19 protein-coding genes and 2 pseudogenes are annotated in these 21850 nt (G+C 68.3%); 12 read left to right on the top strand and 9 right to left on the bottom strand.

Going from position 1 to position 21850, the window contains the following annotated elements; translation table 11 throughout:
• Positions 1-29 precede the first annotated feature (29 nt).
• Complete coding sequence (locus QZM35_RS01485; protein ID WP_043178278.1) at positions 30-662, bottom strand: response regulator transcription factor; 633 nt, start codon at positions 660-662, stop codon at positions 30-32.
• A gap of 352 nt (positions 663-1014) precedes the next feature.
• Here QZM35_RS01485 and hpaC point away from each other — a divergent pair, with 352 nt between their 5' ends.
• Positions 1015-1560: a 4-hydroxyphenylacetate 3-monooxygenase, reductase component gene (hpaC, locus tag QZM35_RS01480; protein ID WP_089433257.1), complete on the top strand. Its 546-nt coding sequence runs from the start codon at positions 1015-1017 to the stop codon at positions 1558-1560.
• Positions 1561-1580: 20 nt separating this feature from the next.
• On the opposite strand, the gene QZM35_RS01475 is transcribed toward hpaC, so the two are convergent.
• On the bottom strand, positions 1581-2849 hold the full coding sequence (locus tag QZM35_RS01475) for a YbfB/YjiJ family MFS transporter (RefSeq protein WP_301775264.1): 1269 nt from the start codon (positions 2847-2849) through the stop codon (positions 1581-1583).
• Positions 2850-3016: 167 nt separating this feature from the next.
• A pseudogene (locus QZM35_RS01470) lies at positions 3017-4219 on the bottom strand (RNA-guided endonuclease InsQ/TnpB family protein).
• An 83-nt stretch (positions 4220-4302) separates the two neighbouring features.
• Between QZM35_RS01470 and QZM35_RS01465 the strand changes: the two are divergent.
• Positions 4303-4422, top strand: a pseudogene (locus QZM35_RS01465) (IS200/IS605 family transposase); the annotation flags it as partial.
• A 196-nt stretch (positions 4423-4618) separates the two neighbouring features.
• Here the strand turns inward: QZM35_RS01465 and QZM35_RS01460 are convergent.
• A complete protein-coding gene (locus tag QZM35_RS01460; RefSeq protein WP_301775263.1) occupies positions 4619-5164 on the bottom strand; it encodes an alpha/beta hydrolase in 546 nt (181 codons plus the stop codon).
• Positions 5165-5281: 117 nt separating this feature from the next.
• On the opposite strand from QZM35_RS01460, the gene QZM35_RS01455 reads away from it, so the two are divergent.
• The 3 genes from QZM35_RS01455 (at position 5282) to QZM35_RS01445 (ending at position 7256) form a co-directional block, all read left to right on the top strand.
• Positions 5282-5737 carry an Lrp/AsnC family transcriptional regulator gene (locus tag QZM35_RS01455; RefSeq protein ID WP_089432202.1) on the top strand — a complete coding sequence of 152 codons (456 nt, stop codon included), beginning with the start codon at positions 5282-5284 and terminating at the stop codon, positions 5735-5737.
• A gap of 384 nt (positions 5738-6121) precedes the next feature.
• Positions 6122-6244 carry a hypothetical protein gene (locus QZM35_RS01450; protein ID WP_006766865.1) on the top strand — a complete coding sequence of 41 codons (123 nt, stop codon included), beginning with the start codon at positions 6122-6124 and terminating at the stop codon, positions 6242-6244.
• A 58-nt stretch (positions 6245-6302) separates the two neighbouring features.
• On the top strand, positions 6303-7256 hold the full coding sequence (locus tag QZM35_RS01445) for a leucyl aminopeptidase (RefSeq protein ID WP_301775262.1): 954 nt from the start codon (positions 6303-6305) through the stop codon (positions 7254-7256).
• Positions 7257-7272: 16 nt separating this feature from the next.
• On the opposite strand, the gene QZM35_RS01440 is transcribed toward QZM35_RS01445, so the two are convergent.
• Complete coding sequence (locus QZM35_RS01440) at positions 7273-7782, bottom strand: GNAT family N-acetyltransferase (protein WP_301775261.1); 510 nt, start codon at positions 7780-7782, stop codon at positions 7273-7275.
• A 55-nt stretch (positions 7783-7837) separates the two neighbouring features.
• Positions 7838-8869 (bottom strand): AraC family transcriptional regulator, encoded by a 1032-nt coding sequence (locus tag QZM35_RS01435; protein ID WP_301775260.1) that lies wholly within the window; start codon positions 8867-8869, stop codon positions 7838-7840.
• A 318-nt stretch (positions 8870-9187) separates the two neighbouring features.
• Here QZM35_RS01435 and QZM35_RS01430 point away from each other — a divergent pair, with 318 nt between their 5' ends.
• The 5 genes from QZM35_RS01430 to QZM35_RS01410 all read left to right on the top strand — a co-directional run bounded on the left by QZM35_RS01430 (position 9188) and on the right by QZM35_RS01410 (position 15119).
• The gene (locus QZM35_RS01430) at positions 9188-10903 is read left to right on the top strand and encodes a GMC family oxidoreductase (protein WP_089432198.1); all 1716 of its coding nucleotides are present in this window, start codon (positions 9188-9190) and stop codon (positions 10901-10903) included.
• Positions 10890-13340 carry an alpha/beta hydrolase fold domain-containing protein gene (locus QZM35_RS01425; protein WP_301775259.1) on the top strand — a complete coding sequence of 817 codons (2451 nt, stop codon included), beginning with the start codon at positions 10890-10892 and terminating at the stop codon, positions 13338-13340. Before QZM35_RS01430 ends, QZM35_RS01425 begins: the two co-directional genes overlap by 14 nt.
• 211 nt (positions 13341-13551) lie before the next feature.
• Positions 13552-14106: a protein tyrosine phosphatase gene (locus tag QZM35_RS01420; protein WP_089428234.1), complete on the top strand. Its 555-nt coding sequence runs from the start codon at positions 13552-13554 to the stop codon at positions 14104-14106.
• Between the two features lie 354 nt (positions 14107-14460).
• Positions 14461-14793, top strand: coding sequence for a type II toxin-antitoxin system RelE/ParE family toxin (locus QZM35_RS01415; protein ID WP_301775258.1), 333 nt, complete (start codon positions 14461-14463; stop codon positions 14791-14793).
• Positions 14790-15119: a DNA-binding protein gene (locus QZM35_RS01410; RefSeq protein ID WP_039354565.1), complete on the top strand. Its 330-nt coding sequence runs from the start codon at positions 14790-14792 to the stop codon at positions 15117-15119. The genes QZM35_RS01415 and QZM35_RS01410 overlap by 4 nt, the downstream gene beginning before the upstream one ends.
• Before the next feature lie 16 nt (positions 15120-15135).
• Here QZM35_RS01410 and QZM35_RS01405 read toward each other — a convergent pair whose 3' ends face one another.
• Together QZM35_RS01405 and QZM35_RS01400 are read right to left on the bottom strand one after the other, a co-directional pair.
• Positions 15136-17154: an LssY C-terminal domain-containing protein gene (locus QZM35_RS01405; RefSeq protein WP_301775257.1), complete on the bottom strand. Its 2019-nt coding sequence runs from the start codon at positions 17152-17154 to the stop codon at positions 15136-15138.
• Positions 17155-17256: 102 nt separating this feature from the next.
• Positions 17257-17709 (bottom strand): hypothetical protein, encoded by a 453-nt coding sequence (locus tag QZM35_RS01400; RefSeq protein ID WP_089432195.1) that lies wholly within the window; start codon positions 17707-17709, stop codon positions 17257-17259.
• Positions 17710-18030: 321 nt separating this feature from the next.
• Here QZM35_RS01400 and QZM35_RS01395 point away from each other — a divergent pair, with 321 nt between their 5' ends.
• Both QZM35_RS01395 and QZM35_RS01390 read left to right on the top strand, forming a co-directional pair.
• Entirely contained in the window at positions 18031-18675 is a 645-nt protein-coding gene (locus QZM35_RS01395; RefSeq protein ID WP_089428238.1) for a response regulator transcription factor, read from the top strand.
• A complete protein-coding gene (locus tag QZM35_RS01390; RefSeq protein ID WP_301775256.1) occupies positions 18672-20471 on the top strand; it encodes a sensor histidine kinase in 1800 nt (599 codons plus the stop codon). The genes QZM35_RS01395 and QZM35_RS01390 overlap by 4 nt, the downstream gene beginning before the upstream one ends.
• A 66-nt stretch (positions 20472-20537) precedes the next feature.
• On the opposite strand, the gene QZM35_RS01385 is transcribed toward QZM35_RS01390, so the two are convergent.
• Positions 20538-21848 carry an MFS transporter gene (locus QZM35_RS01385; RefSeq protein ID WP_089432194.1) on the bottom strand — a complete coding sequence of 437 codons (1311 nt, stop codon included), beginning with the start codon at positions 21846-21848 and terminating at the stop codon, positions 20538-20540.
• Positions 21849-21850 lie beyond the last annotated feature (2 nt).

Here is a 21850-nt window from a genome sequence, read left to right as displayed (position 1 = left end):
GCGGCGCCTCGCCGAACCCCGGCATGGCCCTATCGCGACGACTCCCCGTCGTCGCCCCACACGACCATCACATCGCGCACGAGCGCGGCGATCGACGTCGCGCCGAGCTTCTCCTTGATGCTCGCGCGATGCACGTCGACGGTCTTCACGCTGATCGACAGATCCGACGCGATCTGCTTGCTGCCCTTGCCGTCCACCACGCCGCGCAGCACTTCCTTCTCGCGCGCGGTCAGCGCATCGAGCCGCTGGCGCAGCTCGCGGTGACGCTGGCTCACCGCATGCCGCTGCTGCGCGAGCCGCAGCGCGCGTTGCACGCGCTCGAGCATCTGCTGCGAGTTGTACGGCTTCTCGACGAAATCGATCGCGCCGTTCTGCAGCGCACGCACGGACATCGGGATATCGCCGTGCCCGCTGACGAAGATCACCGGCAGCGTCGCGCCGCGCGCGTTGAGCTCGGCCTGCACGTCGAAGCCGCTCTTCTCCGGCATCCGCACGTCGAGCACCAGGCACGCAGGGAGGTTCACGTCGAAGCGCGCGAGAAAATCGGTGGCGTTCGCGAACCCTTCGGACGCGATGCCGACCGATTCGAGCAGCCACGCGAGCGACGTCCGCATGCCGTTGTCGTCGTCGACGATGTATACGATCGGTGCGGGTGACGTCATCGCGGGTGTCTCACTGAATATCGGTATCGGTATCGCACGCGCCGCATACGGGGCCGGTTCCGGCTCGTCGCGCGCGTCGTTCGCTGGGGGTGTGCGGCACATCATAACGAGCCGAAAACCCGCTGAAAACCCCTTCACGTGCCGCATGAACATGCAATCCCGCTTTTTTTCACGCGGTGCGGCGCGCATCTAGGTAGAACCTTTAGACGCGTTGGCGAGAACGCCATCTCCATCGTCAATCGTGCGAATGGTCGCCGGCATTTTCGCGTCGTACGCTTGGGTCATCGTCGGCGATCCGGCGCTGCACCGGCAGTGCCACGCGATCGCCGCGTTCGCCCAACTAGGAGCGCCCATGTCTTCCACGACCGATATCCAGCGACCGGCACGCGTCGAGCCGACCGACGCGCAGAAGGCCTTCAGGCAAGCGATGGCCCACCTCGGCGCGGCCGTCAACGTGATCACCACCGCCGGGCCGCACGGCCGCTGCGGCATCACCGCGAGCGCCGTGTGCTCCGTCACCGACACGCCGCCGACGCTGCTCGTGTGCCTCAACCGGTCGAGCGCGATGCGGGCGACGTTCGAACGCAACCGCCACGTCTGCATCAACGTGCTGCCGGCCGAACACGAGCAACTTGCACGGCACTTCGCGGGGCTCACCGACCTGCCGATGGCGCGGCGCTTCGACCTGCCCGTGTGGGATCGCGGCGAGCAGGACGTGCCCGTGCTGCGCGACGCGCTCGCGAGCCTGCAGGGCACGATCGCCGACATGAAGGAAGTCGGCTCGCATTCGGTGATGTTCATCGAGGCGACGTCGATCCGCGTGCGCGACGACGGCGACAGCCTGATCTACTTCAGCCGTGCGTTTCATCGCGTGTCACGCACGGCGTGCGTGCGGTGAATGGCGCGTGTCGCGCGTGATTACGCGGCGGCTCGCAATGCGCGCTGCCCGGCCGCGAGCGCGGCGCCCGCGAACAGCGTCAGCGCCGAATACACGAGCCCGCGCGCGAGCCCGGCACTGTCCGACACCCAGCCGATCGCGACCGGCCCGGCGATCTGCCCGAACGCGAAGACCGTCGTGAACGCGCTGATCCCCTTCGCCCAGCCGTCCGGCGGCAGGTTGTGGCGCACGAAGGCCGTCGTCGATGCGACGGCCGACAGGAACGTCGCGCCGAACAGCACGCCCGACGCGAACGCGGCCACCGGATGCACGAACATCGCCGGCATCAGCGTCGCGATGCCGAGCAGCGCGTTGAGCACGGCGAGCGCCTGGCCGCCGCGCATCCGGTCGAGCAGCCCCGACCACAGCCGCGCCGACACGACGGTCGCGACACCGAGCATCACGTAGAACGCGGCGACCACCGTGCCGCTCATCCCCGCGCCGCGCAGCAGCGCGACGATGAACGTCATGTAGCCGATGTAACCGACGCCGAACAGGCCGTAGCCGGCCAGCGCGAGCGCGAAGCGCGCGGGGCTCGCGGTCGCGGCCGCCGTCGCTTCGCCGCGCGGCGCAGTCGGTGCCGCGTGCATGCGCTCGATGCGGCGCGCGGCCGACACGGCCACCGCCGAGAACAGCACGCACGCGAAGGCGAGCGCGAACCACGCGGGTTGCCAGCCGTGTACGCCGTGTGAGAGCGTCGCCGGCACGAGCAATGACGATGCGACGATGCCCCATCCCGTGCCGCCGTAGTAGAGCCCGAGCAGCAAGCCCGCATCACGCGGCGACGCCGACGCGAGCCGCGCGGCCAGCACGCCGCCGCTGATGAAGATCAGCGCGCTGCCGACACCGGTCGCGAGCCGTTGCACGAGCAGCGCATGCATGCCGGACGTGAGCCCGCACGCGGCCATCAGCAACGCGGTCAACACGCATCCGGCCACCAGCAGCGAGCCTGCTCGCCAGCGCCGCGACAGCCACGGAAACGCGAGTGCGCCGACCAGGTAGCCGGCCGCGTTCGCCGTGTTCAGCGCGCCGGCCTGCGCGAACGTCCAGCCGAGATCGGCCTTCATCGGCGGCAGCAGCAGCGCATACGAAAAGCGCGCGAGGCCGAGCGCGATCGCGCTGCCGAGCGACAGGCAGATCGCGAGCCGCCACGCGGCGATGCGTTCGGGGTCACGTTCCGGGAAGGGGCTGGTCGCGCCGGTGTCCGGCCGCGACGGGCCGGCCTGCTCCGGTTGCGGCGCTGCGCGCATCGCATGTCTCCTTGGTCGTTCGAAGCCGCGGCCAGTCGTGACGGCGGAACCGGTGTTCCGCACGCGGCAATCCCGACTGTCGAGGCTTCCGATTGTGTCGGACGTTGACATCCTCCCCCGTCTGATGACGGGCGATTCCTACCGCGTCTGAAACGACAATACTTATCTCAGATCGCCTCGGCGGGTTCCTGCTTCATTGAGCGGCCCGACTGCACCGTCTCTCCACAGGCTGCGACGCGGTGTCCCCGCGCCAGAATGTTCAGAGCGCCGACGACATCGGCGTTCTCCTCGTAACTGCATTCGACACAGGCGAATTTTTCCTGCGTGGTCCGGTTATCCGCACTCACGTATCCACAAGCTGGACACGTCCGGCTTGTATTCGCGGGCGGAACCGCCACGAGCCAGCCGCCGTTCCAGGCCAGCTTGTATTCCAACTACCGCCTGAACTCGAACCACCCTTGGTCGAGGATGGCCTTATTCAGACCGGACTTGGCCCGAACGTTCTTGCCAGGCGCATCGGTGCTGCCCGCCGCCGACCTGGACATATTCCGAACCTGCAAGTCCTCGATACACACCATCGCGTGGTTTTTGCTGATCGTGGTCGTGGCCTTGTGCAGGTAGTCGCGGCGAGCATTGGCGATGCGCGCATGGATGCGCTGGACTCTGGCCCTAGCTTTTATCCAGTTATTGCTGAACTTGACCTTGCGGCTCATCGCACGTTGGCATCGACGCAGACGAGCCTCATGTTTCTTGAAACTGTTGAGCGGTGTGAGAAACGTGCCGTCGCTCATCGTGGCGAAGCGGGCAATGCCCACATCGATGCCGATCACGCTGGTGGCATGGGGCACCGGCTGCTCGACCTCCCGCTCGGTCTGGATCGAGACCCACCACTTGCCCGCGTTGAAGCTGACCGTTGCGTTGCGCAGTTCGCCAAGCACGGGACGCGACAGCCTCAGCCGCATCCAGCCCAGCTTGGGCAGGAAAATGCGCCCATTGGGCTGGTCGAGCTTGAATTGCTTGGGGTCCGGGTAGCGAAAACTGTCGCGCTGGCCGCGCTTCTTGAACTTCGGAAACGCCGCTCGCTTGGCGAAGAAGTTCTTGTAGGCCCGCTCCATATCCTTGAGGGCGTGTTGCAACGGGTGAACGGGGGCGTCCTTGAGCCATGGCGTTTCGCCTCCGTTACGCCACTCCGTCAGATGCTTGGCCATTGCTACGTAGCCAATGAACTTGCCGCCCGCCTCGTAGTTCTCCTTCTGCAACGCCAGTGCCTTGTTGTAAACGAACCGGCACGATCCGGCGAAGCGGCGCATATCGCGCTGCTGCTCGCCGTTCGGCATCAGTTCGAACTTGAAGGCCTGGAGTCGTCGCATCGGACGATTGTATGTCTGGCCCACAAGAGCGAGTCAAGCCTTTCGACGCGGTCGCTATTACGTCTTTCAAGTGCTACTCGAGCATTCGGAAAAAGGCGTGGGACGGCGCGCTGGGGTCTCTGTCTTACTTTGCCGGAAGTTGTGGCGGAGCGCCTGTCGAAATCGTTCGCAAAGACATCGACCAACAGAAAACGCCCCGCTAGCCGCCCGAAAGGACGCCTACGACGTCCGCGCTATCCTTCCCCGCCCTGAAGGACGAGGTTTGACGCGCATGCAGATCATACTTGAGCCGTCGCGGGCCGGCATGCGTTGTCGACAGGAGCCCCGCCGCGGCAGCCGGATCGTCCATGCATCGCCCGCCGCAAGCCATCGCGAAAGTACGTCGGCTGCCTGCCCGCGCTACCCCCGCAATCCCGCCATGAAAGCCGTGAACAACGCGCGTCCCTCGGGCCATTCCGCCAATCCCGCTTCCGTATTCAGATGGCCGCGCGGGCCGAGCAGCAACGGCGTCGCGCCGCGCGCTTGCGCCCATGCAATGCCGCGCCCGGCCGGGTCGTACCCGTCATCCGAGCTGGCGATCGCCAGCACCGGAAAGCTGGCGAAATCGGCCTCCGGCACATCCGCGAACGCACGGGCCGCAACCGGAAAACGCGGGCCGCCCGAATCAGGCACCGCCACGAGCCACGCAGCGCGCACGACGCGCGTCGACGCCGCCCGCCAGTGCGCGAACAGCAGGCACCCCAGCGAATGACAGATCACCACCGGCGGCGTCGCGGCTTGCGCAACGGCTTCATCGAGCGCCGCCATCCAGTCGCGCAGGTCGGGCGCATCCCATGACGCCGGCGCGATGCGCACGGCGCCCGGCAGCGCAGCCTCCCAGTGGCTCTGCCAATGATCCGGTCCCGAGTTGCCGATCCCCGGCACGATCACGATCGTCTGGTCCATCTCCGTCTCCATGAATGAGCGAGCTCGCAGTCTGGCCGGCCGGAAACCGGCCGGGAATGGCAAATCATCGGATATTGAGACAATATGCCGATGAATTAACGGAGCGGGAAAGCGGACATGTCGAACGGAGAGCTCGATCGCCTGGATCTGTCGATCCTCGAGGCGCTTCAGGACAATGCACGGATGCCGCTGTCAGAAGTGGGCCGCCGCATCGGCCTGTCGCAGCCGGCTACGTCGGAGCGCGTCAAGCGGCTGGAAGAGCGCGGCATCATCGCGGGCTACGGCGCGCGGATCGATCCGGCCGCGCTCGGATTGGGGATGATGGCCATCATCCGGTTGAAGACGACGCACGAACACATCAAGCCCGCGCTGCGTGCGTTCGCGGAGATGCCGCACGTCATCGAGGTCCACCGGATGACCGGCGAGGATTGCTTCCTGCTGAAGGTCCTGGTGCCGACGCCGGGACAACTGGAAACCATCATCGATGCGATCGCCCGCTTCGGCGCGGTCACGACGTCACTCGTGCTGCGATCCGAGCCGGCCAAGCCGCTCGGCAAGGCGCTGCTCGGTTGACACGGGCAGCGGGCCGCTGACGCGCCGCCGATGAGCGGCGACGCGTTCGCGCGCAGGCATGGTCGCCGAGAACACCATCGGTCTCAGCGATCGAATTTCCGATGAAAAATCGCCGAATGCAATGCAGCGCATGAGATTCCGGTCATTGAAAAAATGACGTTGAATCCGTCATTCACTTTATTTTTGTTTTATCGCACGCGCCCCGTAAATCCCCCGTGTTTAGCACGCCCCGGCTAAAATCCTTGCAACGCATTGCATTCGCAAATTCGTCAGACTAATATCAACGCCACTCGTCGCGCATTCACGAAATGTGTGATGAGGAGTGGCAACTTTTTAGCCGCGCTTTCATGTTGAATCACTCATGTTCACCACAGGAGAATTGACATGCAGGACACCCAGCAGATCGAATTGCTTGACTGGATGCAGGAAGACACGCACCCCGAGGCCGTCGACATGATGGTCGAGGACGCCGTGGTGCCGTTCGGCACCGCGCTCTGGCCGGTCTGAGCGGGCCACCCGTTCTCGCGGAAGGGCTGCGGCCCTTCCGCCGCTTCCGGAGACACGCATGCTGAACCTGCATCGCGCGCTGGGCTTCCACCCCGCGCTGCGCGACAAGCTCGCGCGCGGCGAGTCGGGAAAACTGCTGGTCGGCCATGACACCCGCAACCGCGACATCGCATTGCGCGCGTTTTCCGCCCTGCCCGATTCGCTCGACGCGACCACCCTCTGCCTCGAAAGCACCCCACCCGCCGATATCGCCGCCGCGCTCGATCGCGCCGATCTGTTCGTGCTGCTGTACGACTCGTCGTGCCTGCCGACGCCGTCGCCAAGCGGGCCGCCGTTCCTCGCCGCGATCCGCCCCGCGATCGTCGAGCACTGGAGCAAGTCGGTCCTGTTCAAGGATTACGGCCCGCATCTCGACGAGGCATTCGCCGAATCGCTCGACGACATCGCGGCACGCAACGGCCGGCTGATCGACGCGGCCGCGCGCGCATCGCAGATCCGCTTCATCGACGAAGCCGGCAACACGCTGACGGGCTCGCTCGCGCCGGACCAGAAATGGACGAGCGTGGACGGCATGGGCAACCTCGACGTCGTGCCCGGCGAGATCGCGACGCACGTCATCGACCTCAACGGCTCGGTCGTCTTCAGCGGCACGTTTCTCGGCACCGTGCCGTTCGCGATCAAGTACAAGGTGGCCGAGCAACTGGCCACGCTGCAGGTCGAGAACAGCACGATCGTCGGGTTCGACACCGACAACGAAGGTTTCCGGCGCGATTTCTCGACCTATCTCGACCGGCATCCGAATCACCGGCGGATCGAGGAATTCGGCATCGGCACGAACCTCGGGATTCGCGGGCTGTACGGCCGCAACGCGGGATTCGAGGAACGCCATCCGGGCCTGCATCTCGGGCTCGGCGGCGGCGAAAACGGCAGCCACCATCTCGACCTGATCTTCGCGCGCGGCACGCTCGCGCTCGATGACCGAATCGTGTTCGACGGCGCGTTCGCCGTCTGACGAAGCGGCTGCGTGCTCAGGCTTCGGCGGCCGCCGTGTCGCCGAGCCACTTGAACATCACGAGGCTGTCGACGAAGCCGAGCCGCGCGTGACGGTACGCCCGCGGCAGGCGGCCGACGATTTCAAATCCCAGCTTCTGCCACAGTGCGACCGCCACTTCGTTGGTCGACACCACCGAGTTGAACTGCATCGCGAGGAAACCGCGCTCACGTGCGACCTGCTGCGAGTGCTCGCACATCAGGCGCGCGACGCCGCGGCCACGCGCGGCCTCGCTCACCATGTAGCCGCAGTTGCTCACGTGATTGCCGGGGCCACCGGCGTTCGCCTTCAGGTAGTACGAGCCCAGGACCACGCCGCCCTCTTCGGCGATCCACGTGCACAGCGGCGCATCGAGCCACAGTGCGCGCGCCGCTTCCTGTGTCGGCGCCGCATCGAATGCATAGGTTTCCTGAGCGGCGACGATCGCGCGATAGGTCGGCCAGAAGCGCGGGAAATCGTCGTCGGTCATCGGGCGAATCGTGATCATGCGAAGTCTCTCGTGATGGGAATGTCGGCAGGCATGCCAGCGATCGTACCGTGATTCAGGAACGGCTGCCGTCCCGTTGCGCCGCGCTGCGATACGCGCCCGGCGGCACGCCGTACCAGCGCTTGAACGCCTGCGAGAAACTCGACAGGTCGCTGAAGCCGAGCCGCTCCGCGACTTCCGCGAGCGACAGCCGCGCGTCGCCGAGCAGCGTCTCGGCCATCGCGCCGCGCGCCTGCGCGAGCAGTGCGCGGAAGGTCGTGCCCTCCTCCTGCAGCCGGCGCTTGAGCGTGCGCGGGCTCGTGTTCATCAGCCGCGCCATGTCCTCGAGCGAGAACGGCGCGGGGCCGGGCGTCGCGCTCAGGTACTGGCGCACCATCTCCGACGTGCCCACGCGCGCACGCCGCGCTTCGAGCAGCTGGCCGCACATCTGCTCGCACATCGACACCGTCAGCGGATTCGCGTGCGGCAGCAGCCGGTCGAGAAACGCGCGGTCGAAAGCGAGGCTGTTCGCGCGCGCCGAGAACGCGGGCTCGATGCCGGCGATGCGTGGCACCGGCGTGGTCGGCGTGCGCGCCGCCTGCACCGTGAAGCGCGACAATGCGAATGTGTCGTCGCCGATTTCCTGCAGCAGCACGGCCGCGGCCGCCATGTCGCGCTCGACCAGGAACCGGCTCAGCGTGCCATCGAGTTCCGGCGCGCCGAAATTGAGCACGCACGAGCCGCCTTCCTCGCGGTACGTGATCACCGTGAACGCATAGGTGAGCGGCAGGAAGCGCAGCGCCAGCGCGAGCGCGTCGCGTGCGGTCGCGCTGGCGATCAGCCCGTAGCCCCACACCCCGTACGCGGAGAAGTGATAGCGCTGGCCGACCTCGAACCCGAGGCCCGGCGCGCGCCCGAGCGCGCGCAGCAGGTTGCCGGTCAGCCGCAGTTCCTGCGCGGCCGTCACCTCGACCTTCGGATCGTCGAGCTGCGCGTCCGCGAGGCCCGTGCCGGCCAGCAGCGTCGTGTGCGGCACGCCGCGTTCGTCGCCGAAATCGACCAGCAGCCGGGCGCTGGCCGGACTCCGGGTGAAATCCCAGAAGCTCATGCGGAGAAACCCTCGAAGCGCCGATTTGGCCCAAATACTAAAACAATTGTCCCGAAGCAGCATTGGTGTTTTCCCATGCGGCCAGCACCATCGGCGTCATCCAGTCGTCATCCGAACGACGCCATCGCCCTCCGGAGGAGACACCATGCGACCGAGTCGCCCGACCGATCCCGCAGCCCGCTTCGCATGCCGGCACGACGAATTTGCCGCATGCGCCAGCGATCCCGCCCCGCCGCTCGCGCCTCGCCTGCCGCACACCGGCCGCCCGTGCACGCTGCCGCGCCCCGCTTGATCCATCGCCCCTCAGAGGACCAATCCATGAGCAAGACTTTCGACTACATCGTCGTGGGCGGCGGTTCGGGCGGCAGCGTCGTCGCCGGGCGGCTGACCGACGACCCGGCCGTGACCGTCTGCGTGCTCGAGGCCGGCGGCCGCGGCGACGGCACGCTCGTCAACGTGCCGACCGGCGCGGTCGCGATGATGCCGACCCGCATCAACAACTGGGCCTTCGACACGGTGCCGCAGCCGGGCCTCGGCGGGCGCATCGGCTACCAGCCGCGCGGCAAGGTGCTGGGCGGTTCGTCGGCGATCAACGCGATGGTCTATATCCGCGGCCATCGCGTCGACTACGACGGCTGGGCCGCGCTCGGCAACGAAGGCTGGAGCTACGACGACGTGCTGCCGTACTTCCGCCTGAGCGAGCACAACGAGCGCTTCGACGATGCGTGGCACGGCCGCGACGGCCCGCTGTGGGTGAGCGACCTGCGCACCGGCAACCCGTTCCATGCGCGCTACCTGGAAGCCGCGCGGCAGGCCGGCCTGCCGCTCACCGACGATTTCAACGGCGCGCAGCAGGAAGGCATCGGCCTCTACCAGGTCACGCAGAAGCACGGCGAACGGTGGAGCGCGGCGCGCGCATACCTGCTGCCGCACGTCGGCCGCCGCGACAACCTGACGGTCGAGACGCACGCGCAGGTGCTGCGCATCCTGTTCGACGGCACGCGCGCGACCGGCGTCGAGGTGCGGCAGCATGGCGAGGTCCGCACGCTGCGCGCGCGGCGTGAAGTCGTGCTCGCGGCCGGCGCGCTGCAAACGCCGCAGTTGCTGATGCTGTCGGGCGTCGGCCCGGGCCGCGAACTCCAGCAACAGGGCATCGCCGTGCACGCCGACCTGCCCGGCGTCGGCCGCAACCTGCAGGATCATCCGGATTTCATCTTCGGCTACCGCACGCGCAGCGTCGACACGATGGGCGTGTCCGTGGGCGGCGGCCTGCGCATGCTGCGCGAGCTGGCGCGTTTTCGCCGCGAACGGCGCGGGATGCTGACGTCGAATTTCGCGGAAGGCGGCGGCTTCCTGAAGACGCGCGCCGAGCTCGACGCGCCGGACATCCAGCTGCACTTCGTCGTCGCGCTCGTCGACGATCATGCGCGCAAGCTGCACGCCGGCCACGGGCTGTCGTGCCACGTGTGCCTGCTGCGGCCGCGCAGCCGCGGCTCGGTCACGCTGAACAGCGCCGATCCGCTCGCGGCGCCGCGCATCGATCCCGCGTTCTTCGACGATCCGCGCGATCTCGACGACATGGTTGCGGGCTTCCGCCTCACACGACGGCTGATGGAAGCGCCGTCACTCGCCGGCTGGACCACGCGCGACCTGTTCACCGCGAACGTCAACACCGACGATGAAATCCGCGACGTGCTGCGGCGGCGCACCGACACCGTGTATCACCCGGTCGGCACGTGCCGGATGGGGCACGACGCGCTCGCCGTCGTCGACCCGCAACTGCGCGTGCGCGGCCTGCAGGGGCTGCGCATCGTCGATGCGTCGGTGATGCCGACCCTCATCGGCGGCAATACCAACGCACCGACGATCATGATCGCCGAAAAGGCCGTCGACCTGATCCGGGGCGTGTGCCGAACGTCCGCACAACCGCAACGCGAAACCGTCAGGACAGCGACGGATCTCGACACAGTTCCCGCCGCGTGTGCCGCGCACGATGCCATCCACTCCGAGGAAACCCGCCATGTTGTCGCCTGATACCGCTCGCGCCGCCGACTCCGCCGCCCCGCTTGCGGCAATCATCATCGGCGCCGGCTTCGCCGGCATCGGCATGGCGATCGCGCTGCAACGTGCCGGCATCCACGACTTCACGATCGTCGAACGCTCGCACGACGTCGGCGGCGTGTGGCGCGACAACCGCTACCCGGGCGCCGCCTGCGACGTGCCCTCGCACCTGTACTCGTTCTCGTTCGAGCCCAATCCGGCATGGTCGCGCGTGTTCGCGCCGCAGCCCGAAATCCATGCGTACCTGCAGCATTGCGCGCGCAAGTACGGCCTCGCGCGCTACCTGCGCTTCGGCGCCGAGGTCGCGCACGCCCGCTACGACGAAGCCGCCGCGCTGTGGCGCGTCACGCTCGCCGACGGCACGACGCTCAGCGCCGCCGTGCTCGTCAGCGGCACCGGGCAGCTGAGCCGCCCGGCGATGCCCGACCTGCCCGGCATCGACACGTTTCGCGGCCGCGCGTTCCACTCCGCGCACTGGGATCACGACTATTCGCTCGCTGGCAAGCGCGTGGCGGTCGTGGGCACCGGCGCGTCGGCGATCCAGTTCGTCCCGGCGATCGCGGGCGACGTGAAGCAGCTGGTCGTATTCCAGCGTTCGCCTGCCTATGTGATGCCGCGCCCCGACCGCGCGTACCGCCCGTGGGAGAAAGCGCTGTTCCGCCGGTTGCCGTGGGCGATGAAGCTGCATCGCGCATCGATCTACCTGCGCTACGAATCGCGCGCGATCGCGTTCACGCGTCTGCACAAGCTGATGAAGGTCGCGGTCGGCCGGCCGTTCCACCAACTGCTTGCACGCGACGTGCCGGACCCCGCGCTGCGTGCGCGGCTCACGCCCGACTACCCGATCGGCTGCAAGCGCATCCTGCTGTCGAGCGACTACCTTGCCGCGATGAGCCGCGACAACGTCGAACTCGTCACGCAGCGGATCCGGCGCGTGACGGAGGACGGCATCGAGACCGTCGACGGCGTGCATCATCCGGTCGATGCGATCATCTACGGCACGGGGTTCGCGGCGACCGAGTTCCTGTCGCCGATGCGTATCACGGGCCGCGACGGGCTCGACCTGAACGACGCATGGCGGCGCGGCGCGCAGGCGTATCTCGGGCTCACGGTGCCCGGTTTTCCGAACTTCTTCATGCTGTACGGCCCGAACACCAACCTCGGCCACAACTCGATCGTCTATATGCTCGAAAGCCAGATCGCGCACGTGATGCGCTGCCTGCGCACGATGCGGCGTGACGGTGCGCGCGAGATCGACGTCGATGCGCGCCGCTACCGGCGCTTCAACGTGCATGTGCAGCAGCGTCTCGAAGGCTCGGTGTGGAACAGCTGCAAGAGCTGGTACGTCGATGCGTCGGGACACAACAGCACGAACTGGCCGGGCTTCACGCTGACCTACCGGTGGATCACGCGCTTCACCGGGATGGGCGCTTACCGCTTCACGCATCCGTTGCCGGAGTCGGCCGCACCGGCGCGCGACGTGGTGGTCGCGCCGCCCGCCGGCCGGCTGGAGGCACTGACCGCCGCATCGCTGCGCGGCTTCCTGCGGCTGGCCTTCCGGCCGCTGATCGGGCCGCCGTTCGGCGCGCGCATGCAACGCCGCGTCGTCGCGCTGCTGTCGCCGCTGATGCCGGGCACGAGCGGCACGCTGCGCTACCGCACGTCCGCGCATCGCGTGCCGGTCGAAGTCGTGGCGCCGAAACGCGGCGACACGGGCGGCGCGATCCTCTATCTGCACGGCGGCGCATTCTGTCTCGGCGGGCCGCATACGCATCGCGGCGTGACGACGCGGCTCGCGAATGATGCGGGCCTGCCGGTGTGGGTGCCCGACTACCGGCTGGCGCCCGAGCATCCGAGCCCGGCCGCGCTCGACGATGCGCTGGCCGTCTACGACGCGATGCGCGCGCAGGGCCATGCGCCGCACCGGATCGTGATCGCCGGCGATTCGGCCGGCGGTGCGCTGGCGCTCGCACTGGCCATCGCGCTGCGCGAACGCGGCGAGCCGGCTGCCGCCGCGCTGCTGCTGATTTCGCCCGTGACCGATCCCGCGCTCGGCGGCGCGACGCTGGCGTCGCGCCGGCATGACGACCCGATGATCCGTCGCGGCTGGCTCGAACAGGGGCTGCGCTGGTATCACGGCGCCGGTTCGGTGGCCGCCCGCGGCCCGCTCGACACCGACCTGCGCGGCCTGCCGCCGATGCTCGTTCAGGCCGGCGACCAGGAGGTGCTGCTCTCGGATGCGCAGCGGCTGGCCCGTCATGCGCAGGCCTGCGGCGTGCCGTGCCGGCTGGAGGTTCATGCGGCGCGCTGGCATGTGTTTCATCTGCAGGCGTTTTACCTGCGGTCGGCGCGGGATGCGTTGCGAACGCTGGCGGGGTTTGCGGCGGAACGGGTGGCGGCGACGACGTGACGATGAAACAGTCACGCGCCGCGATCGGGGCCGTGGTTCGCGGCTTCCCCGGTCGGGTGCGCGGTGCATGCGCCGTCACCGAACCCGCTTGCCACGAAGCGACGTCGTCTTGCAAAAACCGGCCGTTTATTTTTTTCCGTCGCATGCGGCCGTCATGATCTCCCGCAGGCCCCGGCGCGCCGCCGGGGTTCCTCACCCTCGCGGAGACATCATGAAAAGAAGGCACACCCTCAACACGCTGGCCCTGCTCTGTTGCGTCGGCATCCAGTGCGCGACGTCGGCGTTCGCCGACGAGCCGAAGAAGGTCGCGTTCGTCGACACCGGCAACACCGGGCGCAGCGTGATGGCCGAAGCGATCGCCGGCCAGTTGATCGCGCAACGCCACGCGCACATCGCGGTGATTTCACGTGCGGTCGACGAAGATCCGTATGACGAAAAGCCCGAAGAAAACGGCGTGATCCTGATGAAGCGCCGCGGCATCGACACGTCCGCGCACCGTTCGGTGCAGTTGAACGCCAACGACATCAAGCATTCCGATGTAATCCTGACGATGACCGACAAACACAAGGAGAAGGTGCTCGCGCTCTATCCGTCGGCCGCCGGCAAGGTGTTCACGCTGGCCGAGTATGCGTCCGGGAAGCACGTCGACGTGCCCGATGCGTGGGGCAAGCCGATCGATTTCTACGAATCGGTCACCACGCAGCTCGACACGTACATCCCGGCGGCGCTCGACAAGATCGCGACGGCCGCGCCGGCGAAGCCGTAATGTCAGGAGGCCTGTCGGCTCGCCAGGCGCGACGCGCCGGCACCGACAGGTTTGCTGTTCACGTTGTTCCCCCCGACACCCCACCCACCGCGCGTGCCCGTCACCGGGCCGTTGACTTTGGCCATCCGGCCGAATCGTCACCCTGCGCACCGGATGAAAGAATGATCTTCGTCCGGGAAGCCGGCTTCGCGGCCTGACATCCCGCACTTCGAAGGCATCGTATGCGCAGCAACGCGCATGCGGTGTCGTGTGTCGCCCCGACTCGGCAATGCGCGCACGCCCCGCGCGCACCACCCGGCAGCTCGCACGACCCCGCCATTTACCCTACTCCCTTTTTGTAGCTTATAAGTTACAATGCTCTCCAAGTTCGAACTTCTTCGCTACCAGCGCGACGATGGTCGCGAGCCCTTCACCGAATGGTTGAACGCCGTGCGCGACAAGCTTGCGCAGGCACGGATTCGCGAACGCCTGCGCCGCGTGCAGACAGGCAACTTCGGCGATTGCGAGCCCGTCGGCGAAGGCGTGATCGAACTGCGCGTCCACGTCGGCGCCGGCTATCGCGTGTATTTCGGGCGGTACGGCGGCGCACTGGTGCTGTTGCTTTCAGGTGGCGACAAAAGCAGTCAACCCGACGACATCAGGCGCGCAAAGGAACACTGGTCGAACTGGAAACGGAGTCAAACATGACCAAGCTCAAAGGTGCGGTATCGCACCATGACGCGGAAGTCGCCGAACTCGGCGCCGACCGCGAACTCGCGGTGGCCTATCTGCGCGTCGCGATGGAGTCGCTCGACGATCCCGACAACCGCGCGGCCGGCCTGCTCGCGCTGCGTACGGTCGCGGAAGCGTACGGCGGGCTCGGCGCCGTCGCGGCCGAAGCCGGCATCAGCCGCGAATCGCTGTATCGCACGCTGTCCCCAAACGGCAACCCGACACTGAAAACCCTGCTCGCGGTGCTCAAGACCGTCGGCCTGCGCCTGTCCGTCGTCCCTGCACAGCCGGTGCACGCATAAGCGGCACACCGCCCGCTCACGGCCGCACCATCCACACCAGCAGCATCTCCGCCGGCGCGTTAGCCATCCCCGTCGGCGGATGCTCGATCGCCGGCTCGACCGACAGCGCCTTCGCCATCGTCGCCGCATCGTCGATCGTCGTCGTGCGCACGATCGTCATCAGTCGCGCCGGCCGGTGCAGCGTCTCGCGATACAGCGCGCCGTACCACAGCGGCCGCATGCCGAGCGCGTCCTGCAGCACGTACGGATAACGCCACAGCCGCAGCACGAGGCGGCTTTCCGGCTGCCCCGGATCGACGCGCACGAACACGCGGCGCGTGCTTTCGCCGTGCGTGTAGCGCGGCAGCACCGGCAGCGCCTCGGCCGGCGCCTGCGGCAGCAGCCAGCGCAGCGCGGTGGCCGGCGACCACGGCGCCGCGCGCTGCCAGCCGGCCTGCGCGAGATGCCGGTCGAGCGTGTCCGACGTCGCGCTCCATTGCAGCGGCAGATATTCCTCGCGGTCGCCGCCGATCTCGGTGCGCCGCACCGGCACGCGCTGCCACCCGCCGCGCAGCCACTGGTCGACGGTCATCGCGACCACGTCGCCGACATGCGGGCGCGCCGCGCGGTCGAGCTGCCATTGCGCGGGAACCGTCCATACGCCGGCCGTCGCGAGCACCACCGTCACCGCGACGAGCCCGCCCCTCGGCTGCACGTGCTCGCGTATGCGCCAGTATGCATAGGCGCCGGCCAGCAACGCGAACCAGGCGAGCCCGAGACTCCAGCCGCCCAGCAGGCCCGACAGCCATGTGTCGCCCACATACAGCCGCGCGAAGCCGCCGAGCACGATCCACAACACCACCGCCGTCACGACCGGAATCCGCCACCGCGCGGGCCGGTCGCGCGCGAGCACCCAGCCGAGGCCGCTGCTCGCGAGAATCGCGAACGCCGCTTCGGCATCGGGCAGCGGCACGTGCGGCGCACCGGGCGGCAGGCTCGCGGGTGTCGCGCCGGGTATGCCCGCGCCGAACACCGGCCCGAGCACGACGGCGACGCCGACCGTCACGAGCCACCACGCGGCCGTCAGCCAGCAGCGGTGGATCATCAGCCAGACGAGAAACGCGGCCGCGACGATCAGCCCCGTGTCGTGCCCGTGCAGCACGGCAAGCGCGCGCATCGTGGCGTCCACAGGCGGCGTGCGCAGGTTCTGCAGGAACGCATACAGCGCGATGTCCGCGTGCATCAGCGGATCGTTCGCGACGACATCCTGCACGAGGCCCGCGAACAGCCACACGCAGCCGATGAACAGCAGCGCGAGCACGGGCACCGCGCCGGGCAGGCCGCGCACATAAGCAATCGCGTCGTGCAGCCGTGCACCGAAGCGCGGCCAGCGCCGCGCGCAGGCGTGCAAGCCGTCGACGAGCGCACGGCGCAACAGCGGCCAGCCGCGCCGCAACGAGACGCGCACGCCGATCCACACGAGGGCGACGAGCGCCGCGACGACCAGCAGGATCACGGCGACCCGCACGCTGATCGCCGCGGCCAGCGCGGCCGACGCGCCGAACAGGATGCCCGGCGCGACGTGCACGGGCGCCCAGATGAGCGCCGAGACGACGTTGACCGGATAGAACGACCGGCGCGGCAGCGTCGCGCAGCCGACCACGACCGGCACGACCGCGCGCACCGGCGCAAGAAAACGCGCAAGCACGATGCTCTTCATGCCATGGCGCAGCACGAACTCCTCGCCGCGCGCGAAGGCGGCCGCATAGCCGAAGCGCGCCCATGCGTTGCGGATCACGCCGCGGTAGTGCCGCCCGAGTTCATAGCTGATCCCGTCGCCGATCACGGCGCCGACCGCCGCGACACCGATGGTCGTCCAGGCGTCGAGCGCGCCCGCGCCGATCAGCGCACCGGCCGCGAACATCACGGCGCCGGCCGGCACGACCGTGCCGATCAGCGCGATCGCCTCGGCGCAGGCCGCCATGAATACGATCGCGAGCACGAGCAGCGGATGTGCGCCGATCGCGCCGATCCACGCGTGGATCGTATCGCTCATCGCACGCGCCTCGGCGGAGCGACCCGGTGTGCGGACACCGGGCCGGTGATGGCATGGGGAATGTTCATCGGGCGGTGCGCGCGGTCGCGCCGGCGGGGCGGGTCAATCGAACTCGTGCTGCCGCGCGTCGGCCTCGAGCGGCGCGTCGTGGTAGCCGACCGTCGCGATCTCTTGCAGATAGCGCACGAGAAACGCGCCGATCGAGCCGGCAGCCTCGTACTGATGCACGTGGCGGAATTCGTGGGTCAGCAGGCGGCGCGTGTCCTGCCCGCGCAGCACGTACACCGCATGGCCAAGCGTGAGCCCGATCGTCCCCGGCGCCAGGAGCCCCGAGTCGCGGGCGATCGCGGCCAGCGACGGCACCTCGGGGAACGGCATGCGGTCGACGGTCACCACGCGGATCCGCTCGGGCTGAGCGACGCCCACCGTGCGCGCGTCGTCGGCTTGCTCGGGCGTCAGCGGCGCCCCCTGCGCGATCCCGCGCGCCGCCTCGGCTTCCGCCCATGCAACGGCAGCGGGCAGTGCGGACGGCAGGATATCGGCAAGATCGATCATCGCGGGGCTCCTCGGGGGTTGTAGTGGCATCGGGCACCAGTTTAGTCCCGAATCGGAACGGTTCGCGGGGTAGCGCGCGACACGACGCGCCGCCTCTTCACCGCCTCAATAATAATCAGGGAATACCCTGATTTTCGCCGGCTCCGCCGCCTGCCTTTTCCCTGGGATTGTTTCGTTTCAGTACACATTCCACGTTCGGCTATCTCGAAAATTTCCCGGATGTGTACCGTTTTCGGATTCGGCGGAATATATTGATCAGAAGAACAGCCGCGGCGACACCCGGACAGCAGGGCGCGGCGTCATCCCGAAGAGGATCGCTAGATGATCAGGGTAATTCTGGCTGACGATCACGCAGTCATGCGGGACGGACTGCGTTACATCCTGGAAACGGCCGGCGGTTTCGAAATCGTCGGCGAGGCGAGCGACGGCTCGGCCACGCTTGCGCTGGTCGAGCGCGGTGCCGCCGACGTGCTGCTGCTCGACCTGTCGATGCCCGCGCCGACCGGCATCGAGCTGATCCGGCTGGTGAAACGCCACGCGCCGTCGCTGCGCACGCTGGTGCTAACGATGCATGCGGAGGCGCAGTACGCGGCGCGCGCGTTCAAGGCCGGCGCGACCGGCTACCTGACGAAGGACAGCGCGACCGCCGAGCTCGTCGAGGCGGTCGGCAAGGTGGCCGCGGGCGGCGTCTACGTGAGCCCGTCGGCGGCCGAGAGCCTCGCGCTCACGCTGCGCACGCCGGCCGCCGCGCTGCCGCACGAACGGCTGTCCGCGCGCGAGCTCGACGTGATGCGCCGCATCGTCGCCGGCCAGACCGTCACGCAGATCGCGACCGAACTCGCGCTCAGCGCAAAGACGGTCAGCACCTACAAGACCCGGATCCTCGAGAAGATGGAGCTGCCGCACGAAGCCGCGCTGGTCCGCTACGCGGTGCGCCACGAACTCGACCCCGGCGGCGACGCATGACCGCCGCCTTCCGCTTCCCGCCCTCATCCCGGCCCTCGCCCGCGGACGACGACCCGGACGCGTCGCGCCTGTTCATGTCGTCGCTGCCGCCGGGCCGGCGCGAACGGCGGTTCGCACTCGCGACCGTCCTCATCTCCGCCGTGATCTTCGCCGCGCTTACACCGTTCGCGGGCAGGCCGCTTGCGCCGGGCTGGGCGTTCATCCCCGTGTACCAGTCGGCAATCGTCGTCAACGACATGGTGACGGCCGGCCTGCTGCTCGGCCAGTACGCGATCCTGCGCCAGCGGCCGCTGCTCGTGCTCGCGGGCGGCTACCTGTTCACGGGTTTCATGGCCGGCACCCACATGCTGACCTTTCCCGGACTGTTCGCACCGACCGGCCTGCTCGGCGGCGGCGACCAGACCACCGCCTGGCTGTACCTGTTCTGGCACGGCGGCTTTCCGCTGGCGGTCGCCACTTACGCGCTGCTGCGCGCGAAGTCGCGTGCGCCGGGCCCGATTCCGGCCCCGCAGCGCCGCGCGGCGATTCCCGTCGTGCTGTGCATCGCGGCCGCGGTCGGCGCGACGGTCGCGCTCGCGCTGCTCGCGACGGCCGGCCACGACCTGCTGCCGCGCATCATGAACGGCAACCGGATGGCCGCGACGATGACGAACGCGATCACGATCGTCTGGGGGCTGAACCTGGTCGCGCTGATGCTGATGTGGCGGCGGCGGCGGCGCCATTCCGTGCTCGACCTGTGGGTGATGACGGTGCTCGTCGCGTGGCTGTTCGACATCGCGCTGTCGTCGATGCTGAATCACGGGCGCTACGACCTCGGCTTCTACGCGGGGCGCGCGTACGGCCTCGTCGCGTCCGGCGTCGTGCTGTTCGCGATGCTGTTCGAGAACGGCCGGCTGCATGCGCAGACGGTGCGCGCGCTGGCCGGCGCGCGCTACCAGCATCTGCTCGTCGCGCAGAAGAGCGCGCAGCTGAACGACGCGAACGAACGGCTCGAACAACGCGTCGCCGCGCGCACCGCGCAACTGAGCGCGTCGAACCGCGACCTGCGACGCGAAGTCGAGGACCGCGTGCGTGCCGAACGGGCGCTGCAGGCGTCGCGCGAGGAGCTGCGCGAGATCGCCGCGATCAGCGCGAGCGCACGCGAAGCCGAGCAGCGCCGCATCGCACGCGAGCTGCACGACGAACTCGCGCAGACGCTCGCGACGCTGAAGAACGATCTCGAATGGCTGATCGACCGCGTGCCGCAGGACGATGCGCAGCTGGCGCGCAAGATCGCGGCGATGCACGCGCTGGCGCGCGGCGCGGTGGCCGCGACGCGCCGCATCGCGTCGGACCTGCGCCCGCTGATGCTCGACGATCTCGGCTTCGCCGCGGCGATGCAGTGGCTCGTGGAGGATTTCCGGCACCGTCACGGTATCGAGTGCACGCTGCACGTCGAGCCTCCCGAGCTGCAGCTCGACGAGCCTTACGCGACGGCGGTGTTTCGCATCGCGCAGGAAGCGCTCGCGAACGTCGCGCGGCACGCGGCCGCGTCGCATGCGACAGTCGAACTCGTGCATGCGAGCAATGCGATCGAGCTGACGATTCGCGACGACGGCGCGGGTTTCGATCCCGGCGTGCCGCGCAAGTCGGGATCGTTCGGGCTGGTCGGGTTACGCGAGCGCGCGTATCTCGTCGGCGGCACGCTGCGGATCGCGACGACGCTCGGCGAAGGGACGACGGTCGAGGTGGAGATTCCGCTGGCGCCTGCGCAGGTGACGGTCGCGCATGGTGGGGTTGGGGCGCCGCGGGGGTAGGTTCCCGGCGAAGGCGGTGGTGCGTTCGTCGGGAACCCGTCGATGAAGCGATAACGCCGCGCGCCCTCACGCGCGCGCCGCCACCATCCCCCGCTCCGAGCGCGTCCACGCGACCAGCGCGCCGATCCCGAGCAGTGCGAGACACACGATCGGCACGATCATCGGGCCGAACGCGGTGCCCGTCACCTTGCCGGCAAACGGCATCAGGTTCTGGCTGAAGAAGCCGCCGAGGTTGCCGATCGAGTTGATCGCCGCGACGCTCGCCGCCGCCCGCGCGCCGGTGAAGTAACGCGGCGGCATCGACCAGAAGCACGGATACAGCAGCGGGATGCATGCGCCACCGAGCACCAGCGCGATGAAGCGCAGCGGCGTCGAGGGCAGCACGAGGCTCAGCAGGAAGCCGAGCGCACCGAGCGCCGCGACGATCGCGATCGTGCGCAGGATGCTCTTCGCGCGGCGCAGCTTCGCCGGCAGCCACAGCAGCAGCAACACGGCGAGCGCCCACGGCAGCATGCTCAGGAAGCCGTTCATGCTGCTCGACACGCCGAACGATTTCACGAGCGTCGGCAGCCAGTACGTGACGCCGTACAGCGACGTCGACATCAGCATGTAGGTCGCCGCGAACAGCATCACGCGCGGATCGAGCAGCGCCTTCCACGGCTGCCCATGCTCGGCCTTCGCCGGCTTCTCGCGTTCGAGCGCGGCCTCGACGATCTGCTTCTCGCGGTCGTCGAGGAAACGTGCGTCGCGCACCGACGCGGGCAGCACGCGGAACACGACGACCGCGACGATCACCGCCGGAATACCCGTCGCCACGAACACCCACTGCCAGCCCGCGAGCCCCCACACGCCGTTCAGGCTCAGCAGCACGCCGCCGACCAGCGAGCCGAGCATGTTCGCGAGCGCGCTGCCGAGCGTGAAGATGCCGAGCACCTTCGCGCGGTAGCTCTGCGGGAACCACAGCGTCAGGTAGTAGATCACGCCCGGATAAAAGCCGGCCTCGGCGATACCGAGCACGAAGCGCAGCCCGCAGAACGCGGGCATCGACGTCGTGAAGCCCATCAGCACGGTGATGAGCCCCCACGTCAGCATGATCCGCGCGAGCCACACGCGTGCGCCGTAGCGATGCAGCGCGAGCGTGCTCGGCACCTCGAACAGCAGGTAGCCGATGAAGAACAGCGACGACGCGAGCCCGAACGCGGCCTCCGTCATCCCGAGGCTGTGCACCATCTGCAGCTTCGCGAAGCCGACGTTCTGCCGGTCGATGAACGCGATCAGGAACATCACGACGAGGATGGGCAGCAGGCGCCGCGCCATCTTCGACATGATGCGCTGCTCTTCGGCGGACGCGGGGTCCAGGGTTTCGGTGGCGTTCACTT

This window comes from Burkholderia sp. AU45274 (genome assembly GCF_030482505.1).
Taxonomy (GTDB): domain Bacteria; phylum Pseudomonadota; class Gammaproteobacteria; order Burkholderiales; family Burkholderiaceae; genus Burkholderia.
This window is presented reverse-complemented; position numbering and strand designations above follow the sequence as displayed.

Bases quoted from the DNA above. Each gene is read 5' to 3' on its own strand.
- QZM35_RS01415 (WP_301775258.1), top strand. From the start codon at position 14,461: ATGCTCTCCAAGTTCGAACTTCTTCGCTACCAGCGCGACGATGGTCGC.
- QZM35_RS01485 (WP_043178278.1), bottom strand. From the start codon at position 662: ATGACGTCACCCGCACCGATCGTATACATCGTCGACGACGACAACGGC.
- QZM35_RS01400 (WP_089432195.1), bottom strand. From the start codon at position 17,709: ATGATCGATCTTGCCGATATCCTGCCGTCCGCACTGCCCGCTGCCGTT.
- QZM35_RS01440 (WP_301775261.1), bottom strand. From the start codon at position 7,782: ATGATCACGATTCGCCCGATGACCGACGACGATTTCCCGCGCTTCTGG.
- QZM35_RS01410 (WP_039354565.1), top strand. From the start codon at position 14,790: ATGACCAAGCTCAAAGGTGCGGTATCGCACCATGACGCGGAAGTCGCC.
- QZM35_RS01390 (WP_301775256.1), top strand. From the start codon at position 18,672: ATGACCGCCGCCTTCCGCTTCCCGCCCTCATCCCGGCCCTCGCCCGCG.
- QZM35_RS01420 (WP_089428234.1), top strand. From the start codon at position 13,552: ATGAAAAGAAGGCACACCCTCAACACGCTGGCCCTGCTCTGTTGCGTC.
- QZM35_RS01395 (WP_089428238.1), top strand. From the start codon at position 18,031: ATGATCAGGGTAATTCTGGCTGACGATCACGCAGTCATGCGGGACGGA.
- QZM35_RS01460 (WP_301775263.1), bottom strand. From the start codon at position 5,164: ATGGACCAGACGATCGTGATCGTGCCGGGGATCGGCAACTCGGGACCG.
- QZM35_RS01455 (WP_089432202.1), top strand. From the start codon at position 5,282: ATGTCGAACGGAGAGCTCGATCGCCTGGATCTGTCGATCCTCGAGGCG.
- hpaC (WP_089433257.1), top strand. From the start codon at position 1,015: ATGTCTTCCACGACCGATATCCAGCGACCGGCACGCGTCGAGCCGACC.
- QZM35_RS01430 (WP_089432198.1), top strand. From the start codon at position 9,188: ATGAGCAAGACTTTCGACTACATCGTCGTGGGCGGCGGTTCGGGCGGC.
- QZM35_RS01435 (WP_301775260.1), bottom strand. From the start codon at position 8,869: ATGAGCTTCTGGGATTTCACCCGGAGTCCGGCCAGCGCCCGGCTGCTG.
- QZM35_RS01445 (WP_301775262.1), top strand. From the start codon at position 6,303: ATGCTGAACCTGCATCGCGCGCTGGGCTTCCACCCCGCGCTGCGCGAC.
- QZM35_RS01450 (WP_006766865.1), top strand. From the start codon at position 6,122: ATGCAGGACACCCAGCAGATCGAATTGCTTGACTGGATGCAGGAAGAC.
- QZM35_RS01475 (WP_301775264.1), bottom strand. From the start codon at position 2,849: ATGCGCGCAGCGCCGCAACCGGAGCAGGCCGGCCCGTCGCGGCCGGAC.
- QZM35_RS01425 (WP_301775259.1), top strand. From the start codon at position 10,890: ATGTTGTCGCCTGATACCGCTCGCGCCGCCGACTCCGCCGCCCCGCTT.
- QZM35_RS01405 (WP_301775257.1), bottom strand. From the start codon at position 17,154: ATGAGCGATACGATCCACGCGTGGATCGGCGCGATCGGCGCACATCCG.